Annotated in this window: 22 protein-coding genes and 1 other RNA gene; 6 read left to right on the top strand and 17 right to left on the bottom strand. The window is 38.8% G+C overall.

Annotated elements, in window-relative coordinates:
* The first annotated feature begins 57 nt into the window (after window positions 1-57).
* A complete protein-coding gene (locus RE431_RS10205) occupies window positions 58-1,260 on the top strand; it encodes a proline dehydrogenase family protein (RefSeq protein ID WP_309561875.1) in 1,203 nt (400 codons plus the stop codon).
* Between the two features lie 124 nt (window positions 1,261-1,384).
* Here RE431_RS10205 and ssrA read toward each other — a convergent pair.
* Window positions 1,385-1,784: a transfer-messenger RNA gene (gene ssrA / locus RE431_RS10200) on the bottom strand.
* Between the two features lie 338 nt (window positions 1,785-2,122).
* On the opposite strand from ssrA, the gene RE431_RS10195 reads away from it, so the two are divergent.
* Entirely contained in the window at window positions 2,123-3,331 is a 1,209-nt protein-coding gene (locus RE431_RS10195) for an NAD(P)-dependent oxidoreductase (RefSeq protein ID WP_309561874.1), read from the top strand.
* Between the two features lie 46 nt (window positions 3,332-3,377).
* Here the strand turns inward: RE431_RS10195 and RE431_RS10190 are convergent, their stop codons facing one another.
* The 9 genes from RE431_RS10190 to RE431_RS10150 form a co-directional block, all read right to left on the bottom strand.
* A complete protein-coding gene (locus RE431_RS10190; RefSeq protein WP_309561873.1) occupies window positions 3,378-3,776 on the bottom strand; it encodes a ribosomal maturation YjgA family protein in 399 nt (132 codons plus the stop codon).
* Window positions 3,763-4,401 (bottom strand): DUF1361 domain-containing protein, encoded by a 639-nt coding sequence (locus tag RE431_RS10185; protein ID WP_309561872.1) that lies wholly within the window; start codon window positions 4,399-4,401, stop codon window positions 3,763-3,765. Before RE431_RS10185 ends, RE431_RS10190 begins: the two co-directional genes overlap by 14 nt.
* Complete coding sequence (locus RE431_RS10180; protein ID WP_309561871.1) at window positions 4,398-5,120, bottom strand: DoxX family protein; 723 nt, start codon at window positions 5,118-5,120, stop codon at window positions 4,398-4,400. The genes RE431_RS10185 and RE431_RS10180 overlap by 4 nt, the downstream gene beginning before the upstream one ends.
* Before the next feature lie 4 nt (window positions 5,121-5,124).
* Complete coding sequence (creD, locus tag RE431_RS10175; protein ID WP_309561870.1) at window positions 5,125-6,504, bottom strand: cell envelope integrity protein CreD; 1,380 nt, start codon at window positions 6,502-6,504, stop codon at window positions 5,125-5,127.
* Between the two features lie 32 nt (window positions 6,505-6,536).
* On the bottom strand, window positions 6,537-7,307 hold the full coding sequence (locus RE431_RS10170; protein WP_309561869.1) for an oxygenase MpaB family protein: 771 nt from the start codon (window positions 7,305-7,307) through the stop codon (window positions 6,537-6,539).
* Between the two features lie 47 nt (window positions 7,308-7,354).
* Complete coding sequence (locus RE431_RS10165; RefSeq protein WP_309561868.1) at window positions 7,355-7,642, bottom strand: hypothetical protein; 288 nt, start codon at window positions 7,640-7,642, stop codon at window positions 7,355-7,357.
* A gap of 22 nt (window positions 7,643-7,664) precedes the next feature.
* Window positions 7,665-7,988, bottom strand: a complete 324-nt coding sequence (locus RE431_RS10160) for a DUF1129 domain-containing protein (RefSeq protein ID WP_309561867.1) — start codon at window positions 7,986-7,988, stop codon at window positions 7,665-7,667.
* Window positions 7,989-8,051: 63 nt separating this feature from the next.
* On the bottom strand, window positions 8,052-8,363 hold the full coding sequence (locus tag RE431_RS10155; protein ID WP_309561866.1) for a winged helix-turn-helix domain-containing protein: 312 nt from the start codon (window positions 8,361-8,363) through the stop codon (window positions 8,052-8,054).
* Window positions 8,360-9,001, bottom strand: a complete 642-nt coding sequence (locus RE431_RS10150; RefSeq protein WP_309561865.1) for a hypothetical protein — start codon at window positions 8,999-9,001, stop codon at window positions 8,360-8,362. The genes RE431_RS10155 and RE431_RS10150 overlap by 4 nt, the downstream gene beginning before the upstream one ends.
* A 123-nt stretch (window positions 9,002-9,124) precedes the next feature.
* Between RE431_RS10150 and RE431_RS10145 the strand changes: the two genes are divergently transcribed.
* Complete coding sequence (locus RE431_RS10145) at window positions 9,125-9,955, top strand: endonuclease/exonuclease/phosphatase family protein (RefSeq protein WP_309561864.1); 831 nt, start codon at window positions 9,125-9,127, stop codon at window positions 9,953-9,955.
* Window positions 9,956-10,012: 57 nt separating this feature from the next.
* Here the strand turns inward: RE431_RS10145 and RE431_RS10140 are convergent, their stop codons facing one another.
* The 5 genes from RE431_RS10140 to kdsA form a co-directional block, all read right to left on the bottom strand.
* The gene (locus tag RE431_RS10140) at window positions 10,013-11,941 is read right to left on the bottom strand and encodes a redoxin domain-containing protein (RefSeq protein ID WP_309561863.1); all 1,929 of its coding nucleotides are present in this window, start codon (window positions 11,939-11,941) and stop codon (window positions 10,013-10,015) included.
* A gap of 105 nt (window positions 11,942-12,046) precedes the next feature.
* A complete protein-coding gene (locus RE431_RS10135; protein WP_309561862.1) occupies window positions 12,047-12,901 on the bottom strand; it encodes a universal stress protein in 855 nt (284 codons plus the stop codon).
* Window positions 12,898-14,529, bottom strand: coding sequence for a BCCT family transporter (locus tag RE431_RS10130; RefSeq protein WP_309561861.1), 1,632 nt, complete (start codon window positions 14,527-14,529; stop codon window positions 12,898-12,900). The genes RE431_RS10135 and RE431_RS10130 overlap by 4 nt, the downstream gene beginning before the upstream one ends.
* 19 nt (window positions 14,530-14,548) lie before the next feature.
* The gene (locus RE431_RS10125; protein ID WP_408914513.1) at window positions 14,549-15,703 is read right to left on the bottom strand and encodes a hypothetical protein; all 1,155 of its coding nucleotides are present in this window, start codon (window positions 15,701-15,703) and stop codon (window positions 14,549-14,551) included.
* Window positions 15,704-15,786: 83 nt separating this feature from the next.
* On the bottom strand, window positions 15,787-16,605 hold the full coding sequence (kdsA, locus tag RE431_RS10120) for a 3-deoxy-8-phosphooctulonate synthase (protein WP_309561860.1): 819 nt from the start codon (window positions 16,603-16,605) through the stop codon (window positions 15,787-15,789).
* A gap of 129 nt (window positions 16,606-16,734) precedes the next feature.
* Here kdsA and RE431_RS10115 point away from each other — a divergent pair, with 129 nt between their 5' ends.
* Window positions 16,735-17,220, top strand: coding sequence for a DinB family protein (locus RE431_RS10115; RefSeq protein ID WP_309561859.1), 486 nt, complete (start codon window positions 16,735-16,737; stop codon window positions 17,218-17,220).
* A gap of 47 nt (window positions 17,221-17,267) precedes the next feature.
* On the opposite strand, the gene RE431_RS10110 is transcribed toward RE431_RS10115, so the two are convergent.
* Window positions 17,268-17,816: a CHRD domain-containing protein gene (locus RE431_RS10110; protein WP_309561858.1), complete on the bottom strand. Its 549-nt coding sequence runs from the start codon at window positions 17,814-17,816 to the stop codon at window positions 17,268-17,270.
* Window positions 17,817-18,176: 360 nt separating this feature from the next.
* Between RE431_RS10110 and typA the strand changes: the two genes are divergently transcribed.
* A complete protein-coding gene (gene typA / locus RE431_RS10105; RefSeq protein ID WP_309561857.1) occupies window positions 18,177-19,979 on the top strand; it encodes a translational GTPase TypA in 1,803 nt (600 codons plus the stop codon).
* Window positions 19,980-20,115: 136 nt separating this feature from the next.
* Window positions 20,116-21,027, top strand: a complete 912-nt coding sequence (locus tag RE431_RS10100) for an EamA family transporter (protein WP_309561856.1) — start codon at window positions 20,116-20,118, stop codon at window positions 21,025-21,027.
* A 54-nt stretch (window positions 21,028-21,081) separates the two neighbouring features.
* On the opposite strand, the gene ppgK is transcribed toward RE431_RS10100, so the two are convergent.
* A complete protein-coding gene (ppgK, locus tag RE431_RS10095; RefSeq protein ID WP_309561855.1) occupies window positions 21,082-21,828 on the bottom strand; it encodes a polyphosphate--glucose phosphotransferase in 747 nt (248 codons plus the stop codon).
* Between the last annotated feature and the right edge of the window lie 39 nt (window positions 21,829-21,867).

Genomic DNA, 21,867 nt, shown 5'->3' with positions numbered 1-21,867 from the left:
AGTTAATGTTTCTATAAGTCGGTTTTATCCTGTACAACTGTTGGATATTTTCGTAGAATGATAAATAAAAAAATATTCAACAATACAGCTACAGCCTTCAGATTAAAATCTGATTTAGAACTAAGACGCGCAATTTTATTATTTAGCGTCATGGGGAAACCTTTCCTGATCAAACCGGGAATTGCCCTGACTAAATTTGCACTTAAAGCCAAATTACCTGTTCAGCCACTGATAAAAAACACCATTTTCGATCAGTTTTGTGGAGGAACTAGTATCGACGACTGTAAACCTATTATTAGGGAAATGGATGATGTAAATATGTCGAGTATCCTGGATTATTCTGTTGAAGGTAAAGAGGAAGAAGAAGAATTTGATTCTGCTTTTAAGGTCAAAAAAAAACTGATAGCCTTTGCCAATAAAGAATCTGAAGTTCCATTCGCAATTTTCAAACCTACAGCCCTGGGACGTTTTGAGATCTGGCACAAAGTAAGCAGTCATATCAGCCTTTCCGAAAAAGAAACAGCAGAGTGGGATCGGGTCAAAGAAAGAGTAGAGGGTTTATGCGAAGAAGCCAAAAAATACAATGTAAGGTTATATGCTGATGCTGAAGAGAGTTGGATGCAAGGTGCCGCTGATGATTTAATGGAAGAAATGATGCGAAAGTATAATAAAGACGAAGCACTTATATTCAACACATTGCAGTGCTATAGATGGGACAGGCTGGATTACCTGAAAGAATTACACCAAACCGCTCAGAAGGAAAATTTTAAAATAGGTGCTAAGATCGTTCGTGGGGCTTACATGGAAAAGGAGAATAAAAGAGCTAAGAAACGCGGTAAAAAGTCTCCAATCTGTAGAAATAAAGAAGCTACAGATGTCAGTTTCAACAGTGTTTTGGCTTATTGTCTGGATCATCTTGATGATATATCGGTCTTTATAGGAACTCATAACGAAATGAGTAATTATCTGGCTTTACAAATTATGGAAGATCAGAATATTGCGAAAGATGATCCTAGAGTATGGTTCAGCCAGTTATATGGAATGAGTGATCAAATAAGTTATAATCTGGCAGGAAAGGGCTATAATACCGCTAAGTTGGTTCCTTTTGGTCCAGTAACAGATGTTGTTCCTTATTTGCTAAGGAGAGCTGAAGAGAATTCTTCGGTTGAAGGTCAAACTAACCGAGAACTGATCTTATTAAATGGTGAGATTGATAGACGTAAGGGAGAGGTTCAGAATAAAGAACAAGTTGTGGCTTAAATTATTCATATACAAGACTTAGGCTTAGAGATTCTTTTCAATAAAGATATCTAAAACAAAAAATCCTGCTCGAATAAATTCGGCAGGATTTCTTTTTTCCAAATCACAACGCAGTTGTGAGTGATCGTGGAGTCGGAGGGGTTCGAACCCTCGTCCAAACAAGCAATTCAGAAGCTTTCTACACGTTTAGTTTTCACTTGATTGTCGATGCAAAGCCGGCCGAAAACCACCAACTTTACACGTATTCTCAATTAAGTTTCAGAAACCCATCAAGACCCTGGGCTCCCTATATTTACTTTATCGGTGCCTCTGGTGTGGATGCCGTAAATCAAGGCCTCCACGAGACATCTCGGCTCCCTGCCTTGCAGGGACTAAGTATAACCTACTATAATTCGGTTACGCAGCCAAGGCGTAGTTATTCTCGCCGTTTAAAAAAGTTTGAAACATGAGATTTAAGAGCTATATCCCGGCGCTCTACGTGCTTACAACTCAATTAGACTCGCTGTCAAAACCAAGTCGACCCCATAAAATAATGAACATCTTCTTTGTAATCCGGGCGTTCCGCTCCTGCTGTCGCAGTCACGGCGGGCTATTCGCTTTTAGTTTTTGCTCGTTACCTCGCAAAAAGCTATCCGCTGCTATCCCTAACGCGAATGAGAACAGTTAAAATTGTTAGATTTTAACTAGTTCGAATTCGTCCCGAATTTATTTCGGGACCTCTAAAGATACTGAAACAAGTTCAGCATGCCCTCTACTAAATTATCAAAGAAATACCAACCAGAGTTTCCGGTTGGGCAACAAAGATACTCATTTAAATTTATATCTTTGAGACGCTACAAACCGTGCAAAACCTATACCATTCATGATAAAATTCGCCCTGATCAAAGAACGTAAAACACCGCCAGACAGAAGAGTGGTGTTCTCTCCACAAATGCTTAAAGAAGTAGTTTTACAATTTCCGGAAGCTTCCTTTAAAGTGGAAAGTTCTGATATCAGGATATTTAGCGATCAGGAATATCGCGATGCAGGTTTTGAAGTATCAGAAGACGTAAGCGATTGCGACGTTCTATTAGGCGTAAAAGAAGTGCCTATTCCAAATTTGATACCTGACAAAAAGTACTTTTTCTTCTCGCATACCATAAAAAAGCAGCCATATAATCGTGACCTGCTTCGAGAAATCCTGGAAAGACATATCGAGTTATATGATCACGAGGTAATAACTGGTAAAAATAAAGCCAGGCTAATAGGTTTTGGAAGATATGCCGGCCTCGTAGGCGCTTATAACGGAATTCGTTCCATAGGCATCAAGGAAGGTAAATTTGAGCTTCCTAAAGCAGAGGCTTTACCAGATCTCGATGCGATGCTCGCCCAACTGGATAAGATAACATTACCTAATTACAAGTTTGTCCTTACCGGAAGCGGGAAAGTGGCTCACGGGGCGAGAGAGATCCTCGAACATTTAAAAATCAAGCAAATAGATCCTGAAACTTACCTGGTGAATGAATTCAACGAGTCGGTTTTCTGCCACATCGATGTGCTGGATTATGCCAAAAGGAAAGATGGCGCAAAAGGAAGCAGAAAGGAATTTTATAAAGTTCCCGAAAATTATAATTCCGATTTCATGAAATTCGCGAAAACCAGCGATGTATTTATTGCAGGACATTTCTATGGTCAGGGAGCACCAGTCTTTTATTCCGAAGAAGATATACGTGACAAGGATTTCCGAATAAAATATGTGGCCGATATTTCCTGTGACATTGCCGGTCCTATAGCCAGCACGATTCGACCTTCTACCATTGCCGAGCCATTTTACGGTTACGATCCTAAAACAGGAACCGAAATAGATTTTAAAGATTCAAAGGCAATTACCATAATGGCGGTAGACAACCTGCCTTGTGAATTGCCGAAAGATGCTAGTGAAGGTTTTGGAGAAATGTTTCTCGAACATGTGATCCCGGCATTTTTTAATAATGACAAAGATGGGATTCTTGCCCGTGCAAAAATGACCGAAAGCGGAAAACTTACCGTAAACTATATGTACCTGGAAGCTTTTGTTAAAGGGGAGGAGTAGTCTTTTTACTTTATAGCTTTTCAGATAGATACGCCCCGTAAGACCATTAGTTTTCTGCCAGTTCTTCTTTCGACTGAATTTTCAGTTCCAGAAAACCGGTAAAAAGGATTCCCAGGCTGTATGCCAACAGGTCCCAGGCGGAAAAACTACTTCCAAGTATGATCATCACGACTTTAGGTGGCTGGTATTGCAAAATCTTTACGATGTTTACCAGTTGGAAGAATTCTACAGCGAAAGAAAAGCAAAGTACGATCAACAAGGCATTTATGACTCGAATTCTTGAGATCGACCTTAAAAATGAGTATATCAGGATCACCACCAGGAAATCTCCGAGGTATGGACGAATAAAATCATCTTTCACCCATACCGCAATTGCTAATTCGATGCATAGTAGAATGCAGAATAGGATTAAATAGGTGATTCTGGACCGTTTATAGAATTTCATTCCTTGCTTCGGTAATTTTCAGAAATATATGATATAAACCCACAAGTAACAGTCCGAAGCCAAAGGTAAAAAACCAAACCTGTGCATGCTCTACAGGATGCCTTATAAAATTAAAGCAATCTTTGAATAGCGAAATAGGATCGTTTACAATATTCCAGGAATTGTACCTTAAAAATCTGCCCAGAAAAATTCCAAAAGCACAAAGGAATAAAAGCATAATATTCATGATCCAGTGATTGAGCTTTGGAGCATTCTCATGTAGAAAACTTTTCACTTCCATCATAGAAAGAAAACCAAGAGATACGCATAAGATCGCGAAAAAAGAGATAAGGCCAGCATCATAGAAAAGGAAATTCGAATTCTTAAGATGGATCAGGTCTGTGATCACATAGAATGAATTAGGAAGAAACAATACCCAGCTTCCAAGAAGCAATAAGTTGAGGCTTAAGCGAAATTTCTGCCTGCACAATAATTTCGAAAGCCCTAGTGGAACCATGGCTAAAAAGAGATTCCAGATAAGAAAAATGTAATGAAGCTCCATGGTGATCAAAAATCGTAGAACCACTAGTAGGCAACCAAAAATGGCTGCGCTTAGAACATTCGGTTTAAGTGTTAGTTTCATCATCTTGAAAATTTTGATCCGTATTTGTTTAAACAATCATCAAGGGAATTCCCGTTGTTATGTATGCAGTCACAAAATGATGCGCAGGCTTCCGGGTTGCTGCTATCTGGACAATGACTATTGCAATCTGAAATATGATTTCTCGGCATGACCGCTTTCTGGTTCATTGTAAAGATGAGCCCCACAGCGATGATTAGCGTAAGGAATACACTCAGGAAGAACTTGAATGGAAACCTGGATCGAGATCTTGTAGCTTCCGGAATTAGTTCCTTGAAACCTGATCTTTTAAATGGAAGTATAAATTTGATGCGATGATAATCCCAGCAGATCAGGTAAAGGTTTGCCAGCACCATCAAAGGCGAGGTGAGCAGGGAACCGTCAAATCTTACCGCGTAGGATAATATGCAAATATTCAGAATAATGGGAAAATAGAGCAGTGCCCCTAGCAAAGACGTACGTGGAATTAGTAATAATAACCCGGCAAGCATTTGGGCAATACCAATAAATGTATAATAGAATCCCGTGTGGAATAGCACTTCCAGGTAATGCCCCATAGGATGATTATTGGAAAGCGAGGTAAACCGCTCTCCGTCAACTTTTGTGAAACCCGCCATAAGAAACGCGTATGCAAGGGCTATTCTAAGAAAAATAGTGAAATACCCCAGCCATTTATTGTTCCTGACTTCCGCGTGAAATTGTTCGAATTTGTTTAGTAATATCATAGATTTAATAATTATTCCAGTCAATTTTTCTGGAAACAAACATCACCCCGGCAAGAATTAGGAAAAGACCAATACTTCCAACCAGCAAAGCATAGCTTTCTAATTGTATGATCACGTAGATAAAAGAGTATAAGGCAATCAGTGATAATCCAATGAAGACTGGGAATTTCCAGATTTTCAGTATGCTTTTTGAATAAAGGCTGATCATCAGAATCACAGAAATGCCCGCGATCAAATAAGCTGTCAGAAAGCTGCTATGTTCAGAAATTGAAATAAGTAGTGTATAGAACATCACCAGTCCAAGGCCTATCATTAAATATTGAAATGGATGTATCGGGATCTTGCTTAAGGTCTGGATCAGGAAAAAGAGTAGAAAAGTAAGGCCAATCACTAAGAAGCCATATTTGGTGGCACGTTCACTTTTTTGATATTCATCCACGGGAATCATGAAATTAACTCCAAAGGCATATTCGGTAAGGTCGGGTAATCGGTTATTGAAGTTCTGTGGAAATGGCCTGTTGATGTCCAATATTTTCCATTTGGCGTTAAAACCATCATCTGTCATTTTATCTTCATTAAAGGGAAGAAAGTTTCCGGTAAAACTATTGGTGTTCCAGTTAGAACTTAGTTCAGCTTCAGTAGTTTTTCCTATCGGGATAAAAGAGATCTCAGAACTTCCATTAACCGAAATATTCATTCTAAAATCGATGCTTTTTTTCTGTGGTACTGATTCCTGTTTCAATACGGAGCTTTCCATGATGAATAGTTCAGTATTTCCCGACTGTCTATCCTGTCCCTGAAATTTGGACGAAAAATTATATTCCTTTCCATCCATCGATATTTTCAGCTGGTTATTGACACCTTTTAAATTGGAAGTTTTAAATACGATTCTGGCTTTATCCCATAACAGGTTTTCTTCCAGAATATCTTCAGAATTGATATCAGGCACAGAGAAATTTCCGGTAATCGTATTTTTACTTTTATAAACGGCTGTCTGGTAAATTCCTCTTTTTTTACGCCTGGGGTCTATTTGAGAACTGATGTTCAATTGATCTGGAAATAGATACAGATATCTTATTTCTTCTATGCTTTCAGTGGTAACCTCATTATAAGAATTGGTGATATGCTTCTCTTTAAAGCTGCGATATGGCAGTTTTAGAATGGGCCCGAGTAGAATGACCTCATCACCCCATTTATCATTGATCTCTGAAATTATTTGCTTCTGCCTTTGCGCTCTTTCAGCGATAAGATCTTGCACCATAAAAAGCGGGATAAGTAAAACGAGTGTTAGAAAGCCGATAATGACCATCCTGGCAGTAATCGAATTCTTTAGCCAGTTGAGCAAACGACTCGCGTTCGATTCCTGAGGTGAGTAATTGTCCATTTTTTGATTTTTAGATGATTGGTGAATTGTGTTCAGGCAGCGCTGTAATCCAGTGATCTTATCTCTTCCTTGTAATTAGGTGGAAGGATCAGGGACTTTATGAGCAGGTCAAGATGAATGAACCTGCTCAGTTTATAGCCGGTGATCACTGGGCTTAAGATTGAAAATCTTCTCAAGCCTAATAATTGCCGAACATGTTTCGGGCAGATGATGATCTGGGTTTCCATTAGCATACGGTATCGAAGCATTCCCAGGTGTTTTCGATACTGCTTGTATAGATCCTGCGTGTAATCTCCGTTAAACAAATGCTGTTCAAGATGTAGATTCCGCATCTTGGCATAAGAATCGTATGACACAGGGAGATCCCTGACATTCATTCGGGTGCCCACTTCCCAAAAGACCTGGAATACTTCTTTCTTTTCAGGAATACTCAGAGGTCGCTCGAGGAGCTCATAAGCCCTGATGGAATAGTCTATCAACATAAAAAGTACATCTCGATAAGCCCAGTCTGGAATATTCATCCCACGGTTGTTTTCTACAGAACCATGAATATGATTGATCCTTTGAATAGCTTTTATCGCTGATTCTTTTTTGGCGAACACTATTTCCCGGGCATATGAGACGGTTGAAAATAATCTGCCTAGTGGATCCTGCGGAAGTTTACCGGTATAGTAAAGCCAATCCACCGTTTTGTTCAGGGCAAATTCGGCGGAAGCTCCGGCAAAAATGAAAAGAATAGTATCGCTTTTTCCCCAGATCTCCCGTACGATCGAGTCTTCTTTTACAAAATTTTCTGTCTGCATAATTCTCTTTTTACATATTCAATTTTGATCCTTTTAGCTAAAAACTTCTAGCTGCCGGCAAAAGGAGTTCCGAATATTCCAACGGCTAATTCGGCCCAGATTAGGAATAAACCAAAAAGGATCAGTGCACAGGCAATGAGCCTGCTTTTTAGGCTTGAAAATTTTCTTAGCGCAAACTCTATGGCTAGTCCGCTACCAAATAACAGGATGCCTATAATGACAAAATCTCTGATGTCCCAGTCTACACCTTCAGCTCCAAGCTGCATGGCAAAAAATGGAACAGATAGGATAACTGCGGCTATTCCTAAAATGATAATAAGTCTTGTGTTTTTCATGATGTATGTTTTTAGTTAATTATTAATCCCATAGTCCAACTTGCGCAAGTGCAAAGATCAGAGCCAGCCAGAAAGAGGCTGCAAATACCAAAAGGCTGAAGATCTTGGCCAGAACATTTTTTAATCCATTGGGTTGAAGAAAATCGTTGAGTAAATAATAGAAGATTCCGGCTCCAAATCCGGCAATAGCTGTGGTTGTAAGTGCTATCCAGACAAGATTTCCCTCGTTGCCGAATATCATAATTAATACACTTGCTATCAAAATAGCAATCCCTGCGGCGCTCAATCCTCTTTTAAAGAGCAAGCCAGATTCAAATTTGTGATTCAATTGATCTTGTAAAGTCATAATTTTAATTTTTAGTTAAGTACTTTGAAATTCAAAGTTGATGGATAAAAAAATAGTGATTGGTTAATTATTGAGTTCATTTTTAGAGTTTAAAAGTTTCTCCAGTGCATCCAGGTGTTCCTGGAAGGCTTTTCTGCCTTTGTCTGAAGCGATGTATCTCGTATTTGGTTTCCGGTCTATGAAAGATTTCTCCACAATGATATATTTTTGTTTCTCCAGGGCCTTGGTATGGCTAGCGATATTTCCATCGGTCGCTCCAAGCAGCTCCTTCAGAGTTTTAAAATCGGCATGATCATTCACCATCAACACACTCATGATTCCGAGTCGTATTCTGTGATCAAAAGCTTTATTAATATTGCTTATTATATTCTTCATTCAGCATTTTTTCGATCATACTTATTATGCATCCAGATGCCATAAATAATATGAAAGAGTCCAAATCCAACTGCCCAGAAATACAATCCGAAACCTATGAACTGCGTGGCCAGCAATCCAAGGATCAAATTTGAATATCCAAGGCCTTTCAGGTCTGCAAAGGTATATTTACTTGCGTGAATTAAAGCCAGCCCGTAAAAAATTAATAGGCAGGGAGCAATAAGACCTATGATCCCGTATTGCAGGAGAACCAGGCAAAATAAACCACCGGCCGCCAAAGGGGCGAAAAAATTAATCACCAGTCTTTTGCTAGTGCTATCCCAAATTTTCAGTTCGTTCTTCTTAGCTTTTCGAGTAGTAAGGAAAATAGCTGTCCCGATGGCCAATACTAAAACTGCGATCGCGATAAGAAATAATTCCTGTACAAGTTCACTGTTTATATATTCTGAAGCTGTAGCATCATAATCGTAATTATGATCTATGCTATCTGATATGATAAACCTGGCGGCAATTGCGCCCAAGATAGCATAGCATCCGGCAAAAACTCCAGAAAGACCACTTAGCGAAATAAACCGCGAAGAGCGATTCATCATATTCTTGATCTCACTGATATCTTTAAGATACTTTTCGTTTTCCATTTTAAAGTACTTTGAAAAACAAAGTAAAATAAAATAATTCAATTTTGGCTGCTTAATTTTAAAAATTTTGGATCTGCTTTATTTTCTACCAAATATTCCGAACTTTAGAAAAAATCAGTATCCATGAAAAAACTTGCTTTGATAATCGCTGTTCTATTTATTATTCCGAAGATGAATTCCCAGGAATTACAGCTGATGAGTTATAATATTAAATATGCCAATGAGAATGATGGCGAAAATAGCTGGTCCAAGCGAAAAGACTGGATCACAAGCCAGGTGAAATATTATTCGCCAGATGTCCTGGGATTACAGGAGGCGGTAAAGTCACAACTTGACCTTTTTTCTGAAAACATGGACGGCTATGAAGTTCTGGGTGTGGGCAGGGAAGGAGCCGATAAAGGTGAATTCAGTGCGATTCTTTATAATACTGGAAAACTGGAAAAATTGGAATCTGATACTTTCTGGCTGTCTGAAACTCCTGAGAAAGTAAGTAGAGGGTGGGATGCCGATTTTAACAGGATATGTACCTATGCGTTGTTCCAGGAAAAAGAGTCAGGAAAGAAATTTTATGTTTTTAATACTCATTTTGATCATGTTGGAGATAAAGCCAGGCTGGAAAGCTCAAAACTGATCATTAAGAAGATTGCTGAACTGAATAAAGAAGAATATGCAGTATTCTTAATGGGAGACTTCAATTTGGAACCGGAAACTGAAGGTATTGAAATTTTATCTTCAGAACTGGAAAGATCCCGGGAGAAAGCTGAACTTAGTTTCGGGCCGGTTGGAACTTTTAACGGCTACAAATTTCATGAACAGGTGACCAGGAGAATAGATTACATTTTTAGCAATGATAATGTTGTAATCAGAAAATTTGCCGTGATCACCGACTCCAAAGATCTTAAATATCCATCAGATCATTTCCCGGTTATTGTAACTGCAAGTATAGAGGAATAGAATATAAAATGATTTATAAAAAAAAGCCCCACGATAAGCGGGGCTTTTTTTTATGAATTATGCTTCAGGAGTCTTGTTATCCTGAGTAAGTTCGATCATTAAACCGATCTCTTTCAGCATTTTTTCGTTATTTCCGCTGTAACCAACTGTTTTGAAATTCACATTTCCATCTGGTCCCACAATGATCTTCGTGGGTATCCCATTAATACCAAAATTGGAAGTGGTAATGAATTCACGACTGCCTTCTAAAACCGGTTGATCCATGATCACATGGAAATCGTAGTTCTCACCTTTAATATAATCTGAAACCATTTTCTCACGATCATCACCATTTTCCCAGGTATTCACGAATAAAAATTCTACATTATCATTATCAGCATATTCTTCTACAGCTCTCTGCATTCCAGGAAATGACTGTTTACACGGTCTGCACCAGGTGGCCCAGAAATCAAGAATAACCGTTTTACCTCTAAGATCACTAAGCTTTACCATGTTGCCTTCAAGATCGGTAAGTTCAAAATCCTTAGCTTTTTCGCTTTGCATATTTTTACGCAAATCTTCTCTTGCTTTATTGGTAGCTTTTGCCTCAAGTTTTGACAGATAGTTTTCAAATTTTTCTGAATTATCATTTTCAGCATATGCGGTTTTTAGATAATCTGTCATCTCTGCATTTGCCCGGTTGTTCGCTATAAAATCTGCCGCCTTTTCCTGGGCTTTTTTATATTTTTCCGCTTCTATAAGATACTGTACATATCTTGTGGTCATATCGGCTCCAGATTTATCTGTAAGTGCTTTTTCCTGCGTTTTTATGGCTGCATCCAGATTGCCCTGTTGAAATTGAATAAGAGCATAAGTATCTGAATAATTTGAAATTCCCCATTCTAATGCGCTGTCATATTGTGATTTGGAATAGAATTCAGGTTTAGCTGAATAATCTCCTTTCGCATTATTTAATGCATCGATAGAATTCTTTGATAGTCTTACGGCTGTTTCCAGGTCTTCGCCCTTTTTAGCTTTTTCCCAGGCAATCGAATTATAAAACCTCGCAAGCTCCCTTGGATCATTAATTTGCGAAGCATATTTCTCTACCTGGTCCCAATCATTATTTTTAACGTATTCGTTAGCGATAAATCTAAGCATGATATCATTTTGATACCTGGGCTTTTTACCTACCAGGTCAATATATTCGTTATAGAGTTCTAATTTTTCATCTAAAGATTTAGCCTCTACGATCAGGTACATAGTTTCAGTTCTAGCCAGGTCGCTTTTTGGAAATTTTTTTGCGGCGATACTGGTAATTGAATCGTTCTTAGTATCATCATTTTTCAAAGAATATAGTTCTGAAAGCGCCTCATAATTTTCATATTTTAGGGAATCTTTGGAACTATAATAATCGATTCTTTTTTGAATATATTTATTTCCTTTCTCCTTATCTACGGCTAAGAGAGCATTGGAATAATCCACATCAAAACTTTCCTCGATCTCAGGATCTTCCTTTATGGCATTTTCGAGAATCGCAGCTATAGAATCATTTTCAAGTTTAACATCAAAACTATTTGCGGCACGGGTAAAATAAACACCTTTGGTAGCCTTAGATTTTTTTAATTCTTTTCCCTCCTCATCATATAATGAAAATACATAGCCTTTCGTATCATTACTGTCATATTTGTCGCCAGATTTGAAATTAAAGGCCATGGCATGCACGGTATCGGGAATGCTGATCTTTCCATAAAGTGCATTCGCAGAATCTTTTAGGTCGATATCGGCTGGATAATACTTCTTTCCAACCAGGTAGTTTACCGTTGCTTCGGGTGCTTCTTCACCTTGATTATTGTATTTTATTAAAAGATCTTGTCCCGGTTGAGGTTTAGATTTGGAAAGGTATAGGTTACCCATTTCCATGCCTTCATCTGTTTCCTTTTTCTCATCGCAGGCAATGACAGAAACAAGCACCGCAAGTGCCATAAATTTACTGAGGTAATTCATAAATTGATAAGTGTTTTGATTAATGAACTACTAAAACTACAGAAATTCAGGCAGTTTAAATCAATTTATGACAACTTATTTCTACTTACGTTTAAGGATGTAAATTTATTTAGCAACCCATAATGGAATTTTCAGGCTTCGGTCAAAAAGTTCATCGGTAACACTACCAACCAGTAATGAGGAAAAGACGTTTCCACCTTTATCTCCAACTACCAGCAGATCGCTTCCCGCTTTTTCAGCTTCCAGGGATAGTCTTTCTGCAACACTTGTATCCCGACCTCGAATGATCCTGATCTCTGAATTTTCGATCTTGTTACGCTTCAGAAACTTTTCGAATTTTTCACGAGTATGCTTTTCAATCTTTGGCACCATTTCTTCCTTGTCTAAGTAAGGTGTAAATTGCACCGGAACATTATAAATGTGAGTAGCAGTGATCTTTGCGTTTGTCTGATCCTTAATATTTTCAGCAACTTTAAAAGCCTTTACAGATTCTCTGGAGAAATCGGTTCCAGTCCAGATATTTTCAAGTTTATAACTGGTATTTTCCGGAAGAGAAAGCACATCACATTTCAGCATTCTCATCAGTTTTTCTGAAACCACTCCGGTACCTTTGTCCTTGGATTTATTTCCCAGCATTACAAGATCTATGGTATATTTCCTGGCAATATAGCTCACCAGAGATTCGGTGTAAGCGTCTTCTGAAATAAGGACTTTTGTGGAAGCTTCTGCCTTGAAAAATTTTGAGACCTTTTCTTCCAGTTCTTCACTTATCATTTCTTCCAGGTTTAGACTTTTTAACTGTTCCTGGAATAATTCTGAGATCTCATATTTCTTGATATTATGAACGAAATATACCTGCGAAGGTTTCATCTTTTCAGCCAGAAATGAGGCGTATTTTATAAGTGCATCATCGGTTGAAGTTAGATCCAACGCTACGAGAATTTTATCTATACTTTTCATGATTCTTGCTTGTTTTCAGAAGTTTTTAAATTTCTTTTATTCACGATATCAGATACGATCTCTTCGTAATTTTCCATTTGTTTTTCAGATTTCTTCTCCTGAAGTTTCCTATGATCTTCTTTCAAACCTTTATAAAGAGAATAACACATCACTAACAAAATGATCGCAAATGGTAATCCCGTGACTATAGTGGCAGTCTGTAAAGCCTGCAATCCGCCTCCAACTAGAAGAACTGCAGCAACAGTTCCTTCAGTAACCGCCCAGAAGATACGCTGCCCCACGGGAGCATCGATCTTTCCTCCGGAAGTCAAACTGTCAATCACCAAAGAACCTGAATCTGAAGAGGTGATAAAGAATCCTGCGATAAGTAGAACGGCTACAATATTAATGATCATAGTTAACGGGTAATCCTGGAAAAACACGAAAAGGGCAGTAGCAATATCACTATTCACCGCTTCGCTTAGTGCATCGTTTCCAGACATGATCTGGTCTATGGCCACACTACCAAATGCCGACATCCAGAAGAATGTTACCAAGGCAGGAACAAGTAATACTCCCAGGATAAATTCCCTGATAGTTCTACCTTTTGAGATCCTGGCAATGAACATTCCCACGAACGGAGACCAACCTATCCACCAACCCCAATAAAATACGGTCCAGTCGTTCTGCCAGCTTCCATTGGTATAGGTTTCACTCCATGTAGAGATCTCTAGAAAATTATACAGGTAACTACCGGTATTTTGAACAAAAGATCTGAAAATGAAGATCGTTGGCCCCAATATCAAAGCCAGAACCAGCAATACTACAGCTATTCGCATATTCCATTCACTCAGGATCTTTACACCTTTGTCTACTCCCAGAACTACTGAAGTTGTTGCGATTAAAGTGATTACAGCGATTATTATGATCTGCGTGGTTATTCCACTTGGGAGACCGAAGACGTGATCCAGTCCAGAAGCTATCTGCTGTACTCCAAAACCTAATGAAGTTGCCAGCCCGAAAAGTGTTGCCAGAACTGCAAAAATATCAATTACATCACCAATTCTTCCATAGATCCTGTCTCCTAGAAAAGGGTAGAAGATAGACCTTATCGTTAATGGTAATCCTCTCGTATAGGTGAAATAACTCAGGGAAAGCCCAACTAAAGCATAAACCGCCCAGGCATGGAATCCCCAGTGTAAAAAAGTGAAATTCATCGCTTCCTGTGCGGCCGCAGCCGTTCCTGCGTCTGCGGTTGGAGGTGAATTAAAATGCATTACGGGTTCTCCTACACCAAAGAATAATAATCCTATTCCCATCCCAGCGCTAAAAAGCATGGCAAACCAGGAATGAGTTTTAAATTCAGGTTTAGCATTTTGTCCCCCAATTCTCATGTTTCCGAATTTTCCTGCTGCCAGGTATATAAGGAAAATAAGGAAGAGGTTGATACATAAAATGAAGAACCAGTCAGCATTTTCAGCCACTCCGGTTTGTAGTTCAGTAAAAAAACTTTCAGCCTCTTTCTTAAAAATAAGGGTTAAGGCAATGATCGCGATAATAATTAATGATGATGTGAAAAATACCGGTCCATTCACTTCCAGACCAAATATGGATTTCTTCTCGTCGCTTCTAGTAACTTTTTCTGCCATAAAATTTTATTCGGTTAGTTTAAAAATAATAGCCAATATTGATGTTGAATCTTGCTTCCCATTTCGCATCCGGATTTCCTACTGAGAAATCGTCTACAAAATTTCCGCCCAGCCAGGAGTGATTATATCCTGCGGCGTAATCAATATAAGTATACAGGTGACCCGCACTTACCAGTACTCCGGTCACGTTCATAAATGAATCTTCGAATGCTTCCACTTTCTTATCCATAAATCCGAAGTCGTTGTAAAACTCCAGATTGCTGATTGGTCCCAGCTTGACCGGAACATTTTTAGAAAATTCCAGCGTATAAATGTTGAAATCTGCCGCTACCTCGTACGGAACGCCATATGCTCCCATCTGTAAAATATCATCAGACTCTCCGGGTAGATTTTTCGGATTGTTATTAATCGTCATCGCCTGCAACTTGAAATTCCAATTTTGGTAGTCTAATTCGTAGTGTAGGGCGAGACCATTATGAGAACCTGTTTCTTTGGTATCGAGGTTATACAAACCTCCATATTGACCGGAAACACCGATCCTATTTTTAATTGAATCTCCAAATTTATAAATGAGCTTCGCATTGAACTGGTTTATCTCTTTGTTTCTTCCAACCACGTCATAAGAATATCGGTTTGGTGAAGATTCTGTATCTCCTCCAAATTGGAGTTCTTCTGAATTCTTATAAAAGGCAAGATCGTATTCAAATTGATCATCTTCGTGAACATATTTCACACCCATGTCATGATCATCTTCCAGTCCGAAATAATAGGTGAGATTAAAGAACCAGTTATGAGAATTATATTGTTGAATACCAAAGGGCACCTGGTTTAAACCAACCTGGATCTCGTCTTTTTCATTGAACCTATAGCCAACCCAACCCTGTTTCATAAAGCCTCCACCAAAGGCTTCAGAGTAAAGTCGATATTCAGCATTCAGGTAAATGCCTTTCCAGGCGGCATCAAAATTGACCCTGAACATATCATATCCAAAATCTCCACCGCGATCTTTCTGTCCATCTTTCCAGGAGGATAGATTGTAATTGAATCTTAGCGCACCGCCAACATTGATTTCAGGTTTTTCCTGAGCCAGCATCTGAAATTCTGAACAGAAGATCAGTAGGAATAAAAAAGTAACCAGCGATTTGCCGGGAAGTGTAGTAAAATACGTTGGCATTGTAGGGAAATAAAGCTTGAAGCTTTAATTTACTTCGAATTTCCCTCTTTAGGCGTAAGCGTTTCTAAATTTTGTGAAAGTTTTTAGATTTGGTTTACGGTTTGCCTGATCGCTACCAGATTGTTAAGCAATTTTTCAAGATGAGCAAGATCCAGCATATTTGCTCCATCACTTTTGGCATTTGCAGGATCAAAGTGAGTTTCAATAAACAATCCATCCACTTTATTCACAACACCTGCACGGGCTACGGTCTCAATCATGTCTGGTCTTCCGCCGGTAACTCCACTGCTTTGATTTGGCTGTTGCAGAGAATGCGTAACATCAAGAACCGTTGGTGCAAATTCACGCATGGTTGGAATTCCCCTGAAATCCACAATAAGGTCCTGGTAGCCAAACATAGTTCCTCTATCAGTAACCATCACCTGTTCGTTATTACAGTCGGTAACCTTGGTAACTGCATGTTTCATAGATTCCGGACTCATAAACTGACCTTTTTTAAGGTTTACCACCTTACCGGTTTCGGCAGCGGCAACTACAAGATCTGTTTGTCTTACCAGGAATGCAGGTATTTGAAGCACATCTACATATTCTGCCGCAAGACTGGCGTCTGAAATTTCATGAATATCGGTAACCGTAGGAACATTAAAAGTTTCAGAAACCTTGCGAAGGATCTTAAGCGCTTTTTCATCTCCAATCCCGGTAAAACTATCTATTCTGCTTCGGTTGGCTTTCTTGAAAGAACCTTTGAATACATAAGGGATCTCTAGTTTGTCTGTGATATTCACCACTTTTTCTGCGATCCTTAAAGCCATTTCTTCACCTTCAATTGCGCATGGGCCTGAAAGAAGAAAGAAATTATTGGCATTGATATGTTTTAGGTTTGGAATTTTACTTAGATCCATTTCTTAGAATTTGCAGCAAAGATAACTCAATTAATAGCGCATTGCAATTAGATGGGAATTTCTCCTTCTATTAATTTTCAGGCTAATTTTCACTAAATTAGAAGGTATTTAAACTGAAAACTCAAGGTTATGAAAATTCATGAATTTCTAATCCCCCAATTACAGCAGGAAGTAGCTTTAACTGAAAAATTTCTGAAACGAATTCCTGAAGATGAAATGGGGTGGAAGCCTCATGAAAAATCGATGAGCATTAAAGAATTGGCGAATCATCTCGCTGAAATTCCTTCTTGGATCACCGGGACCATGGATCATGATAGCATGGATCTAAGCGGATATAAATCGCCGGCGAAAGATTCTGTAAAGGAAATAATTGAGCTTCTTAAAAAGAATAATGCTGAAGCAGAAAAGGCATTGCAAAAACCTGATGAAGAATTCAGTAAGAACTGGAAGATGATCGTGAATGGCGAGACAGCCATGGAAATGCCGAAATATAATGTTTTGCAGGCCGTGGTTATGAACCAGTTCCCGCATCACCGGGCTCAGTTAGGTGTATATTTTAGATTACTGGATATTTCGGTGCCGTCTACTTACGGGCCATCTGCAGATGAGTCATAAAAAAACCGCCACTTGGGCGGTTCTTAATTTTCAGAATATGGTTTGGATTACATTTCATCCAGCTCCCCACAGACAACTGGTATAGTGGCAACATATTCATCGTTATTATTAAGACCATGTAGAACGATCACTCTATCGTCCAGGTCTTCAAGATCTTCAGCGGTTGGATTACCATCCTGACCTAGCATAAAAGTCTTTTCGTAGCTTATATTTCCATCGGCATCGGCCATTGGGAAATCATCTAGTGGAAGCAAAACTTCACCATAGAATGGCGCTCCTTCTGGAATAGTAATGATACCGTCGCCATCTGTATCTGCGGAAGCAGGAGGACAGGTAGCATCTTCACCATTCATCAATCCGTGGATATGTTGAGGGTGTGCTTCATTTGGCACCATTCCCTGAGCCATTACATTCACAGTTAGCATATCGCCCTGTACAGAAACAGTAGCTGTACCGCTGGCTCCTGAATCATTGATAGATCCTAATTGTGCTTCATAAGACATCATTGTTTCCATGTTCTCGTTGTCATCATCATCGTCACAACTTGCAACTCCTAGTGCCAGAACTGATAGAAATAAACCTTTAATAATTTTCATAATAATTCATTTTGTTTGGCTCAAAACTAGAATTCAGGAAAGGGCTGCTCAAATATTTTAATTGCTTTTAACAGCATAAATTTCCAGCTTTAACAGTGGTGATCTTGGAGTGAAATTTAATCTGATTGGGTTTCAATTTAATAGGCAGCAAAGCCCAAAATTTCTTATGAATAGGAATTAACTTTTTTGGGAGAGTTTTTGGTCTTTTGGCAATTCTTAGCAATTTCAGTAATTCCCAGAGAATTATGAAACAGGAAATTCTCTTAAAATGTATTGATTTTCAGCAAATTAAAATCTTTTAAAACAACGATGGTTTAGCGAAAAATAGCTGTACATTTGCAGCCTTAAAAATAAGGCTTCATGACAGCTATTAGAAATATCGCGATTATCGCACACGTTGACCACGGTAAAACTACCCTGGTTGATAAAATTATGCATCACTGTGAATTGTTCCGTGATAACCAGTCTACGGGTGAACTTATCCTGGACAACAATGATCTTGAAAGAGAACGAGGAATTACAATTACTTCCAAAAACGTTTCAGTAACCTATAAGGATACTAAGATCAATATCATTGATACTCCTGGTCACGCCGATTTTGGTGGAGAAGTAGAGCGTGTTCTTAACATGGCCGATGGTGTTTTACTATTGGTAGATGCTTTTGAAGGACCAATGCCTCAAACTCGTTTCGTATTGCAAAAAGCGATCGATCTTGGTTTGAAGCCATGTGTTGTGGTAAACAAGGTAGATAAAGAAAACTGTACTCCAGAAGAAGTTCACGAAAAGGTATTTGACCTTATGTTTGAACTTGGTGCTGAAGAATGGCAGTTAGATTTCCCAACCGTATACGGTTCGGCGAAGAACAACTGGATGAGTGACGACTGGAGAAATGAAACTGATAATATTGAGCCACTTCTTGATATGGTAATGGAGCATATTCCAGCGCCAAAAGTAGATCTTGAAGGGACTCCTCAAATGTTGATCACTTCTTTAGACTTTTCATCTTTTACAGGTCGTATCGCAATTGGACGTTTACAAAGAGGAACGCTGAAAGAAAACCAGCAGGTTTCTCTTGTGAAGCGCGATGGAAGCATCAAGAAAACAAAAATTAAAGAGATCCATACTTTTGAAGGTCTTGGACGTAGAAAAGTAGATTCAGTTCAGGCTGGGGATATTTGTGCGCTTGTAGGTCTAGAAGGTTTTGAGATTGGTGATACTGTTGCCGATTTTGAAAATCCTGAAGGATTAAAAACGATCGCTATTGACGAGCCTACCATGAGTATGCTTTTCACTATCAACGATTCACCTTTCTTCGGAAAAGATGGAAAATTCGTTACTTCAAGACATATCAAGGAAAGACTATATAAAGAACTTGAGAAAAACCTTGCACTTCGTGTGAACGAAACTGATAGTGCAGATAAATTCCTGGTTTACGGTCGTGGTGTACTTCACTTATCTGTTCTTATTGAGACAATGAGACGTGAAGGTTATGAACTTCAGATTGGTCAGCCGCAGGTAATTATTAAGGAAATAGATGGAGTGAAATGTGAGCCTGTAGAAGAGCTTACTATTGACCTTCCTGAAAATGTTTCTGGTAAAGCTGTGGAAATGGTTACCATGAGAAAAGGAGAGATGTTGAGCATGGAAGCTAAAGGAGAAAGAATGAACATTCAATTCCTTATTCCATCACGTGGAATCATTGGGCTTAGAAACCAGTTGCTTACTGCAACTGCTGGTGAAGCGATCATGGCTCACAGATACAAAGAATACCAGCCGCTTAAAGGAGGAATTCCTGAGCGTCAGAATGGTTCTTTAGTTTCTATGGAAAAAGGGAAAGCGATTCCTTATTCTATTGATAAACTTCAGGATAGAGGTAAATTCTTTGTAGATCCGGGTGAAGATATTTACGAAGGTCAGGTTATTGGTGAAAATTCACGTCAGGATGATATGTCTGTGAATATTACAAAAACCAAAAAACTTTCTAACGTACGTTCTTCCGGAGCAGATGATAAAGCGAAGATCGTTCCTGCGATCAAGTTCTCTTTAGAAGAAGCTTTGGAATATATTCAGAAAGATGAATATGTTGAGGTTACTCCTAATCACTTAAGATTAAGAAAAGTTCTCTTAACTGAAAACGAAAGAAAAAGATCTAAAGCGATCTAATTCAAATCATATATAATTGAAAAGCCTGCCGTAAGGCGGGCTTTTTTATGCAATTTCAGCACCTGAGGTAATTTTTCATCCAGGCCTCCTTGAAGCTTCAGCCTGATGATCTAAAAATATTAAAGGATTCTAATAAATGGATAAAACAGTACTAAAAGGTTCAATTCTCGTGGCGCTTGGAGCCTGTAGTTATGGAATGCTTACTACGTTTGTAAAAATGGCTTATGAAGATGGCTATACTTCTTACGAAGTGACTTTCTCTCAAATGGCTCTTGGAGTAATAGGCCTTTTGGTCATTAATCTGTTTGTTCGTAAAAAGGATAATTCTGTTGCAGGTAAATCCAGGAACTTAAGTAAGTTTAAATTAATTGCAGCTGGTACAACTTTAGGGCTAACCAGCCTGTTTTATTATCTCGCTGTAAAATACATACCTGTTTCCATAGGGATAGTAATGTTAATGCAAAGTGTCTGGATGGGCGTAGTTCTGGAAGCGATTATGAAAAGAAAACGACCAGGTACTAAAAAAGTGCTTGCCGTTATTGCAATTCTTGCTGGAACTCTGCTGGCCACAAATGTTTTTAAAGATTCGTTTCAAATGGATTGGAGGGGAATAGGTTGGGGAATGCTGGCAGCAATGTCTTATACCGGAACTATCTACTGTTCCAATACGGTTTCGCTGGATATGCATTCACTTAAAAGAAGTTTGTGGATGATGATAGGTGGTTTTATCGTCGTAAGTATTATCACCCTTCCTAGTTTATTCATAGAATTCAACCTGAATATATTTTTAAGCTGGGGACTTGTACTCGCATTGTTTGGTACTGTTCTTCCTCCTTTATTATATACTTCCGGAATGCCTAAAATTGATGTGGGTCTTGGAGCTATAATTTCCTCTATAGAATTGCCTGCCGCAGTATTAATGGCTTATTTCCTGCTGAATGAACGGGTTGATATTGCCCAATGGCTTGGAATTGCTTTGATACTTCTTGCGGTAGTTCAAATGAATCTTAAGAAAAGTAAACATGCCCGTGCACAGGAACAAGCTTAAAAAGATTCCTGCGATTTTGGCGCCTTTCAAAAGTATTACTGAAAAGAATTGATATTATTTTGAATACTTAGCGTGAGCTGCGATAGCTGCGCCTAGAATTCCGGAGCTGTTTCTTAGTTCTGCCGGAACCAGTTTAGTGTCTACATCCAGGTATTTATCGAATTTTTTCCAGTCGTTGGAAATTCCTCCTCCAACTAGAATAGCATCTGGATTTAAGATCTTATGAATATAATTCAGGAATTTATTGAACCTGGAAGCCCATTCCTTATAGCTCAAATTCTGCTCGGTTTTAATAGAGGAAGCAGCCCATTCTTCGATTTTTTCAAATTCTCTGTAAGGGATCTGTCCGAGTTCGAAATTTGGAATAAGCTCTCCATTTAGATAGGCGCCGCTACCCAATCCAGTTCCGACAGTGATCATAAGAATAAATCCGTCTTCATTCTTCCCTGCGCCATATTTCACTTCAGCAAGCCCAGCAGCATCGGCATCGTTGATCACGGTAAAACTAAGTCCGGTGATTTCTTCAAATAGTGCATCTACATCTACATTTACCCATTTTTTGCTGAGATTTCCCTCATGTTTGCAGATACCTTTTTTTATGATCGTAGGAAATCCGCAGCCAACCACTCCTTTGTATTTAAAATGATTTACCATTTCTTTTACAGCATCGGCAATTCCCTGAGGTTCACGATTGGGAGGTGTTGGAATACGATGAGTGAGGGTTTTTATCTCCCCAGTATTTACATCTACGATGGCGCCTTTTAAACTTGAGCCGCCTATATCTATTCCCAGTATTTCCATTGAATTATTTGAAGACCTACAAGTTATCAAAAATGATAT

Origin of the sequence: Christiangramia sediminicola, assembly GCF_031344135.1 — a bacterium.
Lineage (GTDB): Bacteria > Bacteroidota > Bacteroidia > Flavobacteriales > Flavobacteriaceae > Christiangramia > Christiangramia sediminicola.
Note: the sequence above shows the minus strand (reverse complement) of the source record. Positions and strands in the feature narration are given on the sequence as shown.